This window comes from Corallococcus sp. Z5C101001 (assembly GCF_007352635.1).
GTDB classification, from domain to species: domain Bacteria; phylum Myxococcota; class Myxococcia; order Myxococcales; family Myxococcaceae; genus Corallococcus; species Corallococcus silvisoli.
This window is the reverse complement of the sequence record NZ_VKLU01000014.1, coordinates 68,817-83,206: the sequence shown is the minus strand read 5'-3', so window position 1 is coordinate 83,206 and position 14,390 is coordinate 68,817. Positions and strand designations below refer to the sequence as shown.

Annotated in this window: 14 protein-coding genes and 2 tRNA genes; 6 read left to right on the top strand and 10 right to left on the bottom strand. The window is 71.0% G+C overall.

The window, feature by feature from the left end; all coding sequences use genetic code 11:
- Positions 1-14 precede the first annotated feature (14 nt).
- The 3 genes from FOF48_RS28790 (at position 15) to FOF48_RS28780 (ending at position 3,260) form a co-directional block, all read left to right on the top strand.
- Complete coding sequence (locus tag FOF48_RS28790) at positions 15-680, top strand: hypothetical protein (RefSeq protein ID WP_143906768.1); 666 nt, start codon at positions 15-17, stop codon at positions 678-680.
- A gap of 151 nt (positions 681-831) precedes the next feature.
- Positions 832-2,466 carry an LVIVD repeat-containing protein gene (locus tag FOF48_RS28785; RefSeq protein WP_143906766.1) on the top strand — a complete coding sequence of 545 codons (1,635 nt, stop codon included), beginning with the start codon at positions 832-834 and terminating at the stop codon, positions 2,464-2,466.
- Positions 2,467-2,549: 83 nt separating this feature from the next.
- Positions 2,550-3,260, top strand: a complete 711-nt coding sequence (locus tag FOF48_RS28780) for a hypothetical protein (protein ID WP_143906764.1) — start codon at positions 2,550-2,552, stop codon at positions 3,258-3,260.
- Here FOF48_RS28780 and FOF48_RS28775 read toward each other — a convergent pair.
- Positions 3,250-3,858, bottom strand: a complete 609-nt coding sequence (locus FOF48_RS28775; protein ID WP_143906762.1) for an isochorismatase family cysteine hydrolase — start codon at positions 3,856-3,858, stop codon at positions 3,250-3,252. The two genes, FOF48_RS28780 and FOF48_RS28775, sit on opposite strands and share 11 nt — an antisense overlap.
- Before the next feature lie 166 nt (positions 3,859-4,024).
- Here FOF48_RS28775 and FOF48_RS28770 point away from each other — a divergent pair, with 166 nt between their 5' ends.
- Positions 4,025-5,185, top strand: coding sequence for a hypothetical protein (locus FOF48_RS28770; protein ID WP_143906759.1), 1,161 nt, complete (start codon positions 4,025-4,027; stop codon positions 5,183-5,185).
- A 9-nt stretch (positions 5,186-5,194) separates the two neighbouring features.
- On the opposite strand, the gene FOF48_RS37310 is transcribed toward FOF48_RS28770, so the two are convergent.
- From FOF48_RS37310 to FOF48_RS28760, 3 genes are all read right to left on the bottom strand, one after another.
- Complete coding sequence (locus FOF48_RS37310) at positions 5,195-5,326, bottom strand: hypothetical protein (protein ID WP_255442783.1); 132 nt, start codon at positions 5,324-5,326, stop codon at positions 5,195-5,197.
- 324 nt (positions 5,327-5,650) lie between these two features.
- Entirely contained in the window at positions 5,651-7,045 is a 1,395-nt protein-coding gene (locus FOF48_RS28765; RefSeq protein WP_143906757.1) for a hypothetical protein, read from the bottom strand.
- Positions 7,046-7,439: 394 nt separating this feature from the next.
- Complete coding sequence (locus FOF48_RS28760) at positions 7,440-7,856, bottom strand: hypothetical protein (RefSeq protein WP_143906755.1); 417 nt, start codon at positions 7,854-7,856, stop codon at positions 7,440-7,442.
- Positions 7,857-8,005: 149 nt separating this feature from the next.
- On the opposite strand from FOF48_RS28760, the gene FOF48_RS28755 reads away from it, so the two are divergent.
- Complete coding sequence (locus FOF48_RS28755) at positions 8,006-8,428, top strand: hypothetical protein (protein ID WP_143906753.1); 423 nt, start codon at positions 8,006-8,008, stop codon at positions 8,426-8,428.
- A 326-nt stretch (positions 8,429-8,754) separates the two neighbouring features.
- Here FOF48_RS28755 and FOF48_RS28750 read toward each other — a convergent pair whose 3' ends face one another.
- The 6 genes from FOF48_RS28750 to FOF48_RS28730 all read right to left on the bottom strand — a co-directional run bounded on the left by FOF48_RS28750 (position 8,755) and on the right by FOF48_RS28730 (position 12,448).
- The gene (locus tag FOF48_RS28750) at positions 8,755-9,720 is read right to left on the bottom strand and encodes an alpha/beta hydrolase (RefSeq protein ID WP_186002109.1); all 966 of its coding nucleotides are present in this window, start codon (positions 9,718-9,720) and stop codon (positions 8,755-8,757) included.
- Between the two features lie 51 nt (positions 9,721-9,771).
- A complete protein-coding gene (locus FOF48_RS28745) occupies positions 9,772-11,319 on the bottom strand; it encodes an HD domain-containing phosphohydrolase (protein WP_143906749.1) in 1,548 nt (515 codons plus the stop codon).
- Between the two features lie 50 nt (positions 11,320-11,369).
- Positions 11,370-11,446 (bottom strand) — tRNA-Asp (locus FOF48_RS28740).
- A gap of 11 nt (positions 11,447-11,457) precedes the next feature.
- Positions 11,458-11,529: transfer RNA gene (locus FOF48_RS28735), tRNA-Val, on the bottom strand.
- Between the two features lie 136 nt (positions 11,530-11,665).
- Entirely contained in the window at positions 11,666-11,797 is a 132-nt protein-coding gene (locus FOF48_RS37305) for a hypothetical protein (RefSeq protein WP_255442781.1), read from the bottom strand.
- Positions 11,798-11,911: 114 nt separating this feature from the next.
- Entirely contained in the window at positions 11,912-12,448 is a 537-nt protein-coding gene (locus FOF48_RS28730; RefSeq protein ID WP_143906747.1) for a Spy/CpxP family protein refolding chaperone, read from the bottom strand.
- Positions 12,449-12,787: 339 nt separating this feature from the next.
- Between FOF48_RS28730 and FOF48_RS36600 the strand changes: the two genes are divergently transcribed.
- On the top strand, positions 12,788-14,344 hold the full coding sequence (locus FOF48_RS36600) for a hypothetical protein (RefSeq protein ID WP_186002108.1): 1,557 nt from the start codon (positions 12,788-12,790) through the stop codon (positions 14,342-14,344).
- Positions 14,345-14,390: the final 46 nt, after the last annotated feature.

Below are 14,390 nucleotides of genomic sequence, written 5' to 3'. Positions count from 1 at the left end.
GGAACTTCCACCCCATGGCCCTGCCCAAGACCCGCTTCATCGAGACCACCCTGCGTTCGCCGCTGCTGCAGTTGCCCGTTCGCTCCGTGGTCTTCGAGTTGGAAGCAGCGCGTGTGCTGTATTCGCCGGCGTCGGTGCTCACCTCCGAGCAGCTTCGGGATGCCGGTGCGATCACCGACCTCGTGGCCCCGAGCCTGATGCACACCGCCGGCATGAAGGCGGCGGCGGCGGCGCACCCGAGCGCGAGGCTCTGGGGGCCGGTGGGCGTGCGGGAGAAGCACCCTGACCTGTCCTGGCACGGAATCCTCGGCGTCGACCCCTGGCCCTTCGAGGCGGAGCTGGCGCTCATTCCGCTCCCGGGAATGCCGAAGGTGAACGAGAGCCTGTTCCTGCACCACGCCGCGAAGGCGCTCTACGTGACGGACATGGCCTTCAACGTCTTGGAGCCCAAGGGTCTGGCCGCCTGGATGTTCTATGGGTCCTTCGGCATCTACCGGCGGTTCGCCGTCAGCCGGCTGTTCCTGAGGTTCGCCAAGGACCGGCCCGCGTTCGAGGCCACGCTCGCGAAGGTCGCCGGGCTCGACTTCCAGCACGTGGTGCCCTCTCACGGCGAGCCGGTGCTCGACGATGGGAAGGCCCGGCTGATCGCCGCGTTCCGCGAACGCGGGCTGATCAAATAACCACCGTGGGAACGACAGCCCCTGGGCCTGATCCAGGCCGGTCTCGTACCGGGGCGCGACTGCTTCACACCCGCGCGAGCGCCTACGCTGGGCGGTTCCACCGGGCGCGGCTTCCCATCCGGGCCGCGCTCCTCGACAGGAGCCCCGTGCCATGGTCCTCGAGCCTCGCGTCCTCCGTGCCGTCCTCATCGGATCCCTGCTGTCGCTGGCCTGCTCCGACAAGCCCGGACCCGTGGAGCCCCCTCCTCCTCCGGCGGAAGCCTGGGACGGAACGTACACACCCCTGGCCGAGTCGACGGATTGGGTCGACCGGGGAGAGTACGCGGCCTGCGCGTTCACTCCGCCCCCGGGGACAGTCATCGACTGCGACGACCCATCGCTCTTCGACCTGTCGCGGTGTGACACCGCCTCGCTGGCCAGCGTGGACCCGCACGGCATCTACCAGGTGGACATGCGTCATGCGGCGGGCTTCTCGGACTTCGCGGGCATCCGGGTCCCCGCCGATGGTAGCACGGGGACCCTGAACGGCCTCACGGGGCTGAGCACCCCGCTCACGCGGCAGCAGCTCCAGGGGAGCTTCTTCGTGTCCTCGCGGCACACCCAGGGGTCCAGCGTGCGGCAGCTCGTCTTCGCTGGCTGTGGCGTCACCGGACCCGGGCTGGTGACGGGGTGCTTCGCCCGCTGCGGGAATGGCAAGGTCAACTCCACGGGCACCTTCGAGGCCGCGCGGATGACCTGGGGGCGGGGCGAAGCCGAGGCGTCGGGTGGGCTGCGCCTCCTCTCGGAGACCCACGTCCAGACCGACTTTCCGGTGGACGTGTATGTCCACCGTGGCCACGCCTACGTCGTGTCCGTCGACGACCTGTACACCGGAGGCACGGGCGGACTCACGGTGGTCGACGTCCGCGACCCGAGCCACCCGGTCATCACCCAGCACATCACCCTCCCGGGTGACTCTTTCTGGAACGCGGCCTGGGCCAAGGACGACGCGCTCTACATCGCCAGCAGGCGCTCGGGCGTCATCGTCTTCGACATCACCCACCCCGAAGCCCCGGCCTACGTGCGCAACGTGCCCGGTGGCCCCGCCCTCAATGTCCACACGATGTTCGTGGACGGCGACCGGCTCTACGCCGTGTCCCCCGGGCCCGCGCCCACCGGAGAGACCCTCATCTTCGACATCTCCACGCCGCTCAATCCCGTCCTGCTCAACCGCTTCGTCGCCGCCGACACGACGTCGTACATTCCCTCGGCGCACGACTCCTTCGCCTACCAGGACCGCCTCTACGTCAACCACTTCAGCGCCGGCTACGTCGTCTTCGACGTGAAGGACCCGATGAGCCCGCGCGAGCTGGGCCACTACACCTTCGAGAGCGACAACAGCTTCGCGACGAGCCACGCGAGCGCGGTGGGCACCTTCGCGGGGAAGACCGTCGCCTTCGAGGGGGGCGAGTACCAGGGCGCCCACCTGCGGGTGCTGGACGTCACGGACCCCACGAACATCCAGCTCATGGGCGAGTACAAGCTGCGTCCGCAGACCTCCATCCACAACATGATCCTCCGGGGCAAGCGTCTCTACGTCACCTACTACCAGGAGGGCCTGCGCGTGCTGGACGTCTCCGTCCCCCCACGCCCCCGCGAGATCGCCTACTTCAACACCTTCCGCGAGTCCGACCCCCACCGGACCGACGACCTGCTCGAGGGAGCCATCGGCATCCGCGTCCCCGGGGACGGCTACGTGTACGTCGTGGACACCTCGCGCGGGCTGCTCATCCTGAACGAGCTCTGACCCATGTCCGCGGATTCCTGAGGGCCGCCTTGAATATTGATTCGAGTCCTTCGTCGGGCACGCCATTCCACCACGAGGCCCTCATGCTCCGGATGCTCCCCCAAGCCCTCCCCTTCTGCCTGTTGGCCCTGGGCTGTGAGTCTCCACGGCACGCTCAACTCCTCGAGCGGCGCGCGGCCCTCCGCGAGGTCCACCTGCAGGCGTTCAGCACTGCCGCCACGGGCTTCGCGGACACCCGCTGGAGCATGAGCCTCGACGAGGTGCGGGCCCAGCATCCGGACGCCGTGCCCCTGGACCAGGACGTCCTGGAGCTTCGGACGGAGCGCTGGAACAGGCCTGCGTCGATTCACTTCGTCTTCTCCCAGGAGAAGCTCGCGGAGGTGTCCATCCACCTCGCGGAATCGGGAGACCTCCGCGACGCCTACCGCGAAGTCGCGAGCAGGCTTCAAGCGACCTACGGCGAGCCGCAGGAAGTCCAGGACACGGCGAAGGACGCCGCCAACCAACGGGCCGTGCTCGGTGCGCTCACGCTCCTCACCTTCGCGGCCGACAGCACCCAGGCCCTCCACGACCGCAGGCCTCCGGACGAAAACCTCCTGCACCAGTTGAACGGACAGGCAGCCCAGGGCGCCGTGGAGGCCTATTGGGACACTCAGGAGTACACCCTGTGGAGCCGGTGGAACACCGTCGAGACGAAGGTGCACCTCGTCGCAAGGCGCACCCTGAACCGGCAGGGGCTGATCCTCTCGTACTCGAGCACGGTCCTGGCGGCGGCCTCGGGCCCTAGGCCTTGAACATGCCAATCACTTCCGACGACGGCAGCGGGCGCGAGAACATCGGGAAGTCGTACTTGAGCGCGTTCTTGTGCTCTTCCGACGAGGTGGCGGCGGTGCAGTCCGTGAGGGTGATGACGTCGTAGCCGTGCTCGTACGCGGTGCGCATGGTCGACTCGACACAGCAGTTGGTGAGGAAGCCGCCAATCACGACCGTCTTGATGCCCTTGCTGCGCAGGATGAAGTCCAGGTTCGTGCTGGCGAAGGTGTCGAGTCCTCGCTTGCCTTCAATCACGATGTCGCCCTTCTGCGGCGCCAGCGAGTCGATGATCTGCGCGCCCCAGCTCCCCTTCACGAACGCCTTCCCATCGACCACGCCCTTCAGGATGCCGTAGGGGTGCCGGGTCAGCTCGCCGTAGCCCTCGGCGAAGGTGATGGGCGCGTGCATCACCGTCACGCCCCGCGCCCGCGCGGCCTTCACCAGCGCCTGGGTGTTCTCCAGCATCTTCGTCTCCGCCATCACGCCCTTCACCGCCGGATGCAGCACCCCGCCCTCGGTGGTGAACTCGTTCTGGTACTCGATGAGCAGCACGGCGGTGGTCGAAGGGTCGAACGACATGGCGGACTCCGAGGTGAAGGGCCGGACCATTCCGGGGCGGTCCGACAGGTTTGACAGCCCCCCGAAGACGCGGTCAAGGCGCGCCCCGAGCATCCGTCCACTACCGCTTCGGAGGTCTGCGGCGCCAGCGCCATGCGCTGGGCCTGGAGGCACTAAAGTCCCGCGCATGCTCACGGGTCTCTCCGCCCTCGAAGCGACCGACTGGTCCCGCCTGCTCCACGCCTATGGTCGCGCCACGGACGCCCCCGACCACCTGCGCGCGCTGGTCGAAGGCGATGAATCGGCCCGGAGCGCGGCGCTGTCCTATCTGGGCTCCGCCATCCTCCACCAGGGCACGCCCTGGACCGCGACGGGCCCGGTGACGTGCGTCCTCGCAGGGCTGCTCGCGGAGCCCCGGCTCGACTCCGGCGGGCCCCGGCTCCGGGTGCGCGTGCTCGCGTTCCTCGCGGGCGTCGTCGAGGCCGTCGGGGACCGCTGGGCATCCAGACAGGAACTGGAGCGCATGGCCCGCTACGACCTGGCGCCGCTCCTCGACGCGGGCGACGACGATGCCCTCTACGAGGACGAGGAGGCCGCTGACGCCCTCTACGCCACGTCCCTCCTCGGGTGTGCCCGGGTCGTGCCGCTCCTCGTCGAACCGGTGCTCGCCAGCCTCGACCACCCGGATACCAGCGTCCGCGCCCAGGCCGCGACGACGGCGGCCCAGCTCGCCCGGGTGCCAGAGGTGTTCGGGGAGGCGCGGCGGCAGGCACTCGTGCTGCGACTGACCGCCCTGGCCCAGGCCACCGCGAACACCGACGAGCGCTCCACGCTGGTGCTCATGCTGGGCGAGCTGGGAGTGGCCCCCACGGCGTTCCTGGAGGACGCCTCCCCAGCGGTGCGCGTCTGCGCCGCGATGGCGAAGACCCTGGCGACGAACGAGGCCGCGACCCGCGAGCTGCTCCAGGCGCTGGAGCACCACGCCGCCCGAATGGACGACTGGTTCACCGTTCGCCCGCCTCCGTTCGAGATGCGCCCCCGCTTCTACGTGCTGGAGCGCCTGCTCGAGCGCGTGGAGGACTGCGACCGGCTCCTCCCCGTGGCCGTCGCCCTGGTGCGCGTCACGACCAGGTCCTTCGTCGATCAGGAGTGGGGCCCGCTGCTGGCCGCGGCCTTCCCGGCGGGAGATGGACAGGTCCGGACGGACGCGCAGCGGCGCTTCCTCTCCGAGCTGGTCGCGAACGCGGACCTCTGGGAACCGACGTTCGGCAATCCCGGGAGGTGGTTCCTGAAGGCCGGGCTGCCGTACCAGAGGGAGTCCTGCGCGGAACGGCTCCAGGGCGCCTGAGCGGCGGCGCTAGTCGGAGCGCAGGGAGACGGAGGGCATGACGCGGCTGGCACGCAGCGCGGGCACCCAGCACGCCACCAGCGAGCAGACAGACAGCACCCCCACCACGCCCGCGAAGATGGCGGGATCGCGGGCCTCCACGCCGTGCGGAGGGAATCCATGGGGTGCCCAGAAGCGAACCGCGTGCCAGGGGACCGCCCCCGTCAGCTCCCCGCGGCCCCCCCGAACCGCGGGTCCGAGCGGCTCGGGCCTGCGCGGATCCGGGATGTCGCGTCCCGAAAGCGGACAGCGACCCGTGGGCTCCAGGACGCGTGTCCGTGCTCGGCCCGTGAAGCGACCCCAGCGCTCGGGCTCATCGGAGGGCTCCGAAGGCTCACCCGGCGAGACACGAGGCCGCGCCTCTCACCAAGACGGAAGCGGGCGGAGGTGGAGCCCGCGCCCGCCTTCGCCCCGGGGCCCGCCGGGCTACTGGAAGTTCACCTTGCCATCCAGTTGGTAGCAGACGTGCGGCGCGCCGTCGGTGGGACGAATGGCGACGCTGAGGCGCGAGCCATCCTGCACCGAGCCCCACTGCGAGTACGTCCACAGCCCCTGGGCATCCGGCGAGCTGAGCTCGAGCGTCGTCCCGCGGCGCAGCGCGGCGATGGGCTTGCTCCCGTCGAACGCCAGATCCGCGGCGTCGTTCTCGAAGTCGGTGATGGAGGTGAGCATGACGCTGGTGGACATGGGCGTGCCCGGCGCGATGTCCATCAGGCCCTTGGTCGCGCCGTCCGCGCCCCCGCTCAGGAGCCCGAGCACGTGGTTGTTCGCGTCGAAGGTCGCGGAGATGCTCTGGCTGTACTGGAACGCGATGTAGCCCGGACGAAAGATGTCGACAGTGCTCCCCCGGATGGCGGACAGCACGGTGGCGCTATCAAACAGATACAGCGTCCCAGCTGCGTCGAAGAGCGGGTTGCTGAGGAGCACGGTGCTGGAGCTCACCGGCCTCACGATGCTCCAGGTCCCCGGAGCGGTGCGCGTCGCCACGAAGGTCGCCGGTGTCGACACGGTCTCCGTGAAGACGATGGTGGGCTGCTGCCCCTGTGCGGGGTTGAGCGCGATGCTCAGCACGGGGACGTTCAGGCGGGACGTGGCGGAGATCTCCTCCTTGCTCCAGACGCCGTTCACGCGCGTGGCGTAGACGATTCGCTGCGCCTCCCCCGACGGGGTGGTGCTTCCGAAGCGCCGGAGGTAGGTCACGTGCGGCGTGCCGCTCCGCGGGTCGAGCGCCATCGCGGCGTTGGTGATGTAACCGCCGGTGTTGAACCCGGGGCCGTCGATCTGCTCCTTCCGCCACGTCGTGCCATCCCACGTCGCGTACCAAAGGGAGCGGTGGGTCTCGTTCGAGTAGAGCAGGTGCCCCTTGCCGTCGTCTCCGAAGGCGAGCTCGCAGGTGCCGCCCGTCTTGTCCGGACTGGCGTCCACCACCGTGTTCGTCGTGAGCTGGGGCGCCACCACGCTGAAGCTGAACGAGCCCTCCGCCTTCTTCCCGGACTCCGTCTCCACCTCCACGGACAGCGAGGCCTGCCCCACCTCGCCCGGCAGCGTCCAGGTGACCGCATCCGAGTCCGGCGTGAGCGTGCCGCTGCTCGCGCTCCAGCGGACGGACTTGAAGGCCTCATCCGAGGCGACGACCCGGAAGCGCTCCTCCGCGCGCCCCACGTAGGGCCCCGTCCCGCCCACGCGCTCGATGAGCAGCGAGGCGTTGCCCTTCTCGTGCGAGGAGATGACCTCCGGCGCCTTCGACTCGCTGTCGCAACCCGCGAGCATCGTGAAGCCACCCAGCAGGAGCATCCCCGAGACAATCCCCTTCTTCAGCATTGTATGAACTCCCCCGTGACGCCTCTGACTGGACCGGCCCGCCAGGCGGGAGGCGCCGCCCCATCAAAGACATCCACGAACCGGAAGAGTTCCCTCGAATTTCCACTCACCTCAAAGACAGCCGCGACAGAAGCGACGTGAGAGGGATTCGAGCAGCAACCCCTGGAGTCGACGTGGCGGGTGGCCTCTGGAGGGTCCTGGCCCACGGAAGCCCTCGCCGCGCCCCACGCACCGGGCCCGATGTGCCAGGGCACCGAGCCCCGTCCAGACACCGGAGCCGGCACATCCCCAAACGCGAGTCCCTCATCGCCTCACGGTCCGGCTCCGCCGCGGTGCCGGTGGCGGCACGCGCCGAGCCGCTCGCTCAAGGCTTCCAGGTAGACGTCCAGGGCGGTCAGGCGGATCGCGGAGGCGTGCGCGCGACGAGGGTCCTGCCGAGCCTCGATTCGGAGCGCCGCTGGCACTCGCTCGTCCAGCCACAGCTCGGGAGACGGGAAGCTGGCGTGCGGCCCCCCTCGATGTGCTCGATCACCAGGTGCCCGCGCCAGGGCGCCTCGTAGAGCCGGCCCGCGATCTCCGAGACGAAGAGGACGGCCCGCTCCCCCACACCCAGGGCGGTGTTCCCCCAGACGGAGGGGGCCTGGACGAACTCGAACTCTCCGCCGAGGCACGAAGGGTCGATTCCGTTCCTCGCGACGTAGATCTTCTCGATCCTCGCGCACAGGCTCTGGGGCCGCGGCGCGCTCACGGCCCGCACCTGGACCACGCCGTGCCGAGCCACTTTGTCTTCCAGGAAGCGAGCGCCGCTCATCGGGGCCTCCTTGTCGTGCGCTGCGCGGCCCGCGGACGAAGGTATTATCGCATGAGCCCATGCGAACCCCGTTCACGCGGTCTGCCCGCCCCGCCCTGCTCTTCTCGCTTCTGTGCGCGTGTGCCGGCGGCCCACCGCCAAGGAACCCCGTGAACCCGAACGATCCATCTCTCCGGCAAGGCGAGGCGTCGTCGAGCCCTGGCTCGGGCAGCAATCAGCCCTCCCCGCTCGATCCCTTCCTCCGACGAGGCGAGGCGCTGTTGCGCCATGGCGCGGGCAGCGCCGAGCTCTCGCCGACCGATCCAGCTCCCGCTGTCCAGGACCTCGGCGCCCAAGCGGGTTTCGGCCGGGCCTGGACGTCGAACTCCATGCGGGCATCGGTCTACGTATTCAACAGCTACAAGGAAGCACGCGTCGCGGAGGACTGGCTGAAGGCACACGTGCCCAATGGCCTGCAGGGCGACGGAACGGTCAATGGCGATCTGCTCGTGTGGGTGACCGCCGACGCAACGGACGCGGTGGCCCGAGCCGTCATCGGAGACCTGATTGGCGCGTTCGCGGGCGAGGAGTGAAACCGTGAGTCATTGACGGCTCTTTGCGGCCCGCATGAGCCTGGGCATGCATTGCGGGTCCCACGGGCAGCCAACACGGTCCCCGCTTCGGGTGCCCGCCGCCACATCTTCAGCCGGTGCTGCGCCACGCCGTCGTTGCAGTTCCAGAGCTGCACGTCGGCACCCGCCGCCGGGTTCGCGTTGGAGACGTCGAGGCACCGGAAGGCGGCGATGACATTGCTGAAGACCGTGGCGATTTCGGCGAAACACTGCCAGCGCTGCTCATTGCAGGAATGGAGCCGCACGTTGGTGCTCTCCACGGACATTCCGTGCGGAGGCTCCCGTTGTCAGGGGGCGGCGGTCGCGGCGGCGCTCGGCGGGACGTGGGCCTCCACCCACCCCACGATGTCTCCGACGACCTTCGCCGCGTCGGGCTCGTGCGCGAGGTCGTGGCGCTGGCCCTCGTAGATGATGAGGCGTTTGTCGGCGCTCGTGGCCTGCGCCACCAGGGCGCGGCTGCCCTCAATGGAGGTGATGACGTCCTCGCCCCCATGCACCACCAGCAGTGGGAGCTTCAGGTCCTGGAACTTCCCATCGAGCGCTTCGATGCCGGCGATGAGCGCCTTGGCGGAGCGCGCGGGCAGCTTCTCGTGGGTGATGAGCGGATCCGCGAGGAACCGCTCCTTCTCCGGGCCGTCGTGCAGGAACATCTGGCTGTCCAGGTCCTGCGCGGGCAGCCCCGGGAGGATCGTGCCGAAGATCTTCGCCAGGCGCGTGTCGAAGCCGGACACCCCCGGCGGCAGCACGACGCCCGCGCCGCTCAGGATGAGCCCCGACACGTCGGAGGCGTGCTGGAGCGCGTAGTGCGTGGCGATGAGCCCGCCCATGCTGTGACCGAAGACCACCACCGGCACGCCCGGGTGTCGCGCGCGGGCGTCCTGGACGACGCCATCCACGTCGTCCACCAACTGCTGCATCGACTCGATGCGCTGGCGGTCACCGCCGGAGTGACCGTGGCCCCGGTGGTCCTGCGCGACAACGGCGAAGCCCTGGAGCTGGAGCGCCTCCGCGAGCCGGCCGTAGCGGTCGGAGTAGTCCCGCAGGCCGTGGATGAGGACCACCACGCCACGCACGGGCGGCTGGGCCGGCTCCCACCGGACGCTGCTCAGGCACATGCCGTCGGAGGCGGTCCGCTCGAAGCCGGGGGAAGTTGCGGGACGCGTGCGGCACGCGGTGGCGGCGGCGCAGCCCTGCAACAGGACGAGCGCGGCCAGGGCGCTGAGGAAGGGGACGAAGGGCAAGGGCTTGTTCATGGCGCCCAATGCACCATGCGGCGTCCCAGCCCACATCGGCCAGATGGCGGATCACACGAGGCCCGCGCGCGCGGCCACCAGCGAGGCGCCCGCACGGGTGCTCACGCCCAGCTTTTCGTAGATGTGGATGGTGTGGTGCTGCACCGTGCGGTCCGACACCCCGAGCTTCCCCGCGATCTCCTTGTTCGTCGCTCCGCCCGCCAGCAGGCGCAGCACATCCACCTCACGGGGCGTCAGCGCGGACGTGGGGCCGGGCTCCGGCGCGCGCCGGACGGCCTTCGTCCCGGCCACCACCGCGACGCAGTCCGCATCCAGCCGGCCCGCCTTCACCTCGGCCTCCAGGACCTGCCGGGCCACGGGCGCCGTCCGCGCGGGACGGTGGGGGCGCTCCTCCTGGAGCGCGACCCAGACGTCGGCCACCGCGAGCAGGCGCGCGGCCCGGGACAGGGCGGCGGGCGAGAGGCCCCGGGGATAGCCTCCGCCATCCAGGCGCTCGTGATGCGCGCCCGCGAGCCTCGCCGCGTCCCGCAGCATGGGCGTGGCGGTGAGCAGCTGCTCGGTGGCCTGGGCGTGGGCGCGGGACGACTCCCGGTCCGAGGAGGACCAGTCGGGCCTCAGCCACAGGCCGGTGGGCAGGGTCACGTGTCCCAGGTCATGCAGGTACGCCGCGAGTTGGAGCGTGGCCTGTTCCGCCGCGTCCAGACCCAGCCGGGGCGAGGCGGTCGCGCACGCCTCCGCCACCCGCCGCGAGTGTCCTCGGGTGAAGGGGCTCTGCAGGTCCGCGAAGTCCCCGAAGGTCGTCGCCAGAGCGGTGGCGTCGATGGCGGGCGGGGCCTCGAGCAGGCACGCCTCCGCCGCCTCGATGCGCGCGTCCGACAAGGTCAGGAGCGAGGCGGTCGCGGCCAGCGCCCGCTTCGCCCACGCCGGATCCAGCGTCGTCCCGGCTTGCAGCGCCAGGGCCTCCTGCGCGACGGCCGTACCCGAGCCGACGAAGAAGACGACGGCCACGTGCGCCGCCTGCGCGACCCGCCCGACCTCATGCAGGTCCGTGCCGCCCAGGAGACGCGGGCCGCCCGCGCCGTCCCAGCGCTCATAGGCCTCATCCAGCCCCTGGAGCACCCGCGCGTCCAGCCCCAGGCCGGAGGCGAGCAGTCGCGCCGCGCCACACGCCTCCGCGAACCACTCCGAGCGCAGCCGCCGAGAGGACGTCAGCAGGCGCGCCAGTCCGGCGGCGCGGCGGGGCAGGCTGGGGTTGGCGTCCAGGACCGAGCGCACGACATGCGAGGGGCGGCCCGCGTCCCCGCGCAGCAGGTTGCGGCGCAGGTGCACGTCATTGCCCAGCCGTGACTCCTCGGCGGCGTAGGCGGTGCAGCCCAGGTGGCGCAGCAGGCCCACGTAGAAGGCGGCCCGGGCGTCGTCCCGGGACAGGCCGCCGTCCAGCGCCAGCTCCAGCGCGAACAGGCCGGTCAGCAGGCTCTTCTCCCCCTCCAGCCCATTCGCGAGGTCGAGCACGGACGACAGCGCGGAGAGCGAGGCCACCGGATCCAGGCGCAGGTTCATCACGGGCATGGCGACCTGTGACAGCGGGGTGAGAGCCACGCAGGACAAAAAAAATCCCCTGCAAACCCGAAGGCTTGCAGGGGACTGGGTGGCGAGGAGTACGGGACTTGAACCCGTGGCCTCCGGCGTGACAGGCCGGCGTTCTAACCAACTGAACTAACTCCCCACAAAATCTATTGGGCGGAACAGGGATTGAACCTGTGACCATCGCCTTGTAAGGGCGCCGCTCTACCGCTGAGCTATCCGCCCTGCGCGGCCCCGCCGTGATTCAGTGAGGCGGCTTGTACCGTCCCTATCCGGCCCCGTCAAGCATACGTTTTCGAGCCCCCCGCGCATTCCGTTCCACCTCCTTTTCCAGGGGCGGATCCGGTCCCGCGGATCCGCCCTAGCCTGCCCGCACCTTCCACCGCCGCACGCGGCGGCGGGACCGGGGAATCAACAACCCGGCGCCCACCAACAGGGCCACCGGCACGAACACCAACAGCGTCTGCATCATCGCCTCCATGCGCCCGAACATACGGACCCCGTCTGACATCCTGACGGGGAGTTCGTGACTTTCAGGAAACGACAATCCAACCGGCGGGTTTCCGGTCGCCCCGGAGGCAGGGCGGCCGGCACCGGGCTCGAGCGGCTACTCGCCCCGCCGAGGACCGCCCCGGCCCCCCGGTCCCGGGCCGTGATGGGACCGCATCTCGGACTGGAGGAGCGCCTGGGCCTGGGTCTTCTGGGCGTCCGTCAGGACCTGCTCGGCCTCCTGGTACGCCGCCATGTCATTGGCGCGCAGCTCGTCGAACAGGCCGTGGGCCTTCTCCCAGTTGGCGCGGCGGGCCGCATCGTCCTGCGTGCCGGTGTCGGGCGGCGGTCCTGGAGGCCTCGAGCCCTGCTCACCGCCCCCCGGCGGCGGGGACGGCCGCAGGGCCTCCAGGGACGCCTTCACCGGCGCGTTCTTCGCGTCCAGCGCGGCCTGGATCCGCTCCAGGCTCGCGGCCTGGGTGTCGGTGAGGGCGAGCTCCTGACGGTGGTCGAGCAACAAGCGGACCCCCGACTTGCTCTCGAAGGGTGGCGGCCGGTGCTCGCCCTGGGCGGTGCCCTGCGTCGTGGGGGTCGTGGATGTTGCGAAGGCGGGAACGGCGAACAGCAGGCCCAGCATGAACAGGTGGCGCTTCATGGTGATGCTCCTCCAGACGTGCGCGTGAAGACCGCACCCGGAAGCCGGGGCCTGGCGGCGCGTGGACACCCTGGGGAACCGACTGGGAGGGGTTTGTCCCCCACGGCGTCCCGTGCCGTGCAGGCCCGGGGCTCCCGGGCTGACCGTGCGCAAGGTGCTCCGCCCATGTGCCGCGAACATGTCCCGCGTGTTACCGATTGTGTTTCGAGCCGCGACGATGCGTGAAGCCGCCCATCCCGAGGGCAGGAGGGAGGGGGAACGGCGGGTCGGTCGTGGGGGGCCTCGCTTGGGGCGGCGCCGGGTGCGTAGCATGCGCGCCCCTTGGACGGATTCGCGCGCATGACGGATGGTGGACGGCCCCGGCGCTGGTGGCCCTGGGCCCTGGCGGCGGTGGCCGTGGGCGCCTGGGTGCTCCGGGCGCTGCCCTTCTTCCACCGCGCAGGGGCGCTCGGCTACGTCGTCAACTACGACGAGGGCGTCTACTACGCGGCGTCCGCGCTCCTGTGGAAGGGGCTCCTGCCCTACCGCGACTTCCTCTTCGTGCACCCGCCGGGCGCGCTGCTCCTGGGGGCTCCGGCCGCGGCGGTGGGCGCGTTCGGGGATCCAGCCGTGGGGTTCGCGCTGGCGCGGTGGCTGGCCACCGGACTGGGCGCGGTGAGCACCGTGCTGGTGGGACGGCTGGCGATGCGCGCCTGGGGTCCCGTGGCGGGCGTGGTGGCCGCGCTGGCCTACGCGGCGCACCCGGAGGTCGTCACCATGGAGCGCGGGCCGTTCCTGGATCCGCTGCTCAACCTGTGCGGGCTGGGGCTCGCGAACGCGTGGCTCCTGCCCTCGGGCCGGGCCCCCCTGCCCCGCCGCGCGGCCATCGCCGGGGTGCTGGCGGGCGTCATGGCGTCGGTGAAGGTGCTGGGCGGCATCTGGGGCGCGGCGGCGCTCGTGGCCCGGGCGCCCGGTCCTCGCTGGAGCCTGGCGCGGCGGTTCGTGCTGGCCGCGTCCTTCACCGTGCTGGCGCTCGTGGGCCCCCTGGCGCTGGGGGCCCCGGGTGCCTTCGTCCGCGACGTGCTGTGGTTCCAGTCCGCCCGCCCCGAGGATGGCGTCACGTCCCGCTGGGAGCGGCTTTTGGAGATGACCCACGAGCGGCGCCGCTACGCCCTGCTGCTCGCGGCGGTGGGCCTGTGCGTCGCGCTGGCGAGGGCCGTACGCCGGAGCACCCGCGAGGAGGCCGCGCCCGAGCGCTTCGTGGCCACCACCTACCTGCTCACCGTGGCGGCGTACCTCGCCGCGCACAGCTACTGGTCCAACTACAACGCGCTCCTCGCGGGCCCGGAGTCGCTGCTCGCCGGACTGGGCGCGGCGGCGCTCGTGGGCTTCGCCGCCGCGAGGGCCCGGCCCGTGGGAGCGGTGGCGCTCGGACTGGTCCTGCTCGGGCCGCTGTACTCGGTGCGTGAGGCGCTGCGCGGCGCGGAGATCCGCCCCCCGGAGCAGGTCCTCCAGGCCCGCTACGTCCGCGCCCAGGTGCCCCCGGACGCGACCCTGTGTGGCTTCGAGCCAGGATGGGGGCTGCTCGCGGGGCGGCTGCCCCCCGTGCTCCCGGGACAGCCCGTGCCGGTGGATCCGTACGCGCTGATGCTCCAGGACGCACTCGCTTCGGGGGCGCGCTTCCCGGACGCGGCGGCGGCCTTCGCCAGCCCGGACTCGCAGCGGAGGATGCTCGCGCTGCTGGAGCAATGTGACTTCACGCTCCTGGGCGCGCGCGGCCAGTGGCAGTTGTCCGCCGACAGCCACCGGTGGTTCGCCGCGAACCACGCGAGGAGCGTGTCCCCGGAGTCCCCCGCCGTCGAGCTGTGGCGCCGGACCCCACCGCGGCCCGGCGCCGCGACCGGGTCGCCTCCGTAGCGTCCAGGTCCCACCGCCTCTCGGAGCACGCCCCGCACCACGGCCC

What these genes read in the sequence shown, in the direction of transcription:
- FOF48_RS28790 (WP_143906768.1), top strand. Translation starts at nt 15, where the DNA reads ATGGCCCTGCCCAAGACCCGCTTCATCGAGACCACCCTGCGTTCGCCG.
- FOF48_RS37305 (WP_255442781.1), bottom strand. Translation starts at nt 11,797, where the DNA reads ATGTTCGGGCGCATGGAGGCGATGATGCAGACGCTGTTGGTGTTCGTG.
- FOF48_RS28760 (WP_143906755.1), bottom strand. Translation starts at nt 7,856, where the DNA reads ATGAGCGGCGCTCGCTTCCTGGAAGACAAAGTGGCTCGGCACGGCGTG.
- FOF48_RS28785 (WP_143906766.1), top strand. Translation starts at nt 832, where the DNA reads ATGGTCCTCGAGCCTCGCGTCCTCCGTGCCGTCCTCATCGGATCCCTG.
- FOF48_RS28730 (WP_143906747.1), bottom strand. Translation starts at nt 12,448, where the DNA reads ATGAAGCGCCACCTGTTCATGCTGGGCCTGCTGTTCGCCGTTCCCGCC.
- FOF48_RS28775 (WP_143906762.1), bottom strand. Translation starts at nt 3,858, where the DNA reads ATGTCGTTCGACCCTTCGACCACCGCCGTGCTGCTCATCGAGTACCAG.
- FOF48_RS28750 (WP_186002109.1), bottom strand. Translation starts at nt 9,720, where the DNA reads ATGAACAAGCCCTTGCCCTTCGTCCCCTTCCTCAGCGCCCTGGCCGCG.
- FOF48_RS28780 (WP_143906764.1), top strand. Translation starts at nt 2,550, where the DNA reads ATGCTCCGGATGCTCCCCCAAGCCCTCCCCTTCTGCCTGTTGGCCCTG.
- FOF48_RS28770 (WP_143906759.1), top strand. Translation starts at nt 4,025, where the DNA reads ATGCTCACGGGTCTCTCCGCCCTCGAAGCGACCGACTGGTCCCGCCTG.
- FOF48_RS36600 (WP_186002108.1), top strand. Translation starts at nt 12,788, where the DNA reads ATGACGGATGGTGGACGGCCCCGGCGCTGGTGGCCCTGGGCCCTGGCG.
- FOF48_RS28765 (WP_143906757.1), bottom strand. Translation starts at nt 7,045, where the DNA reads ATGCTGAAGAAGGGGATTGTCTCGGGGATGCTCCTGCTGGGTGGCTTC.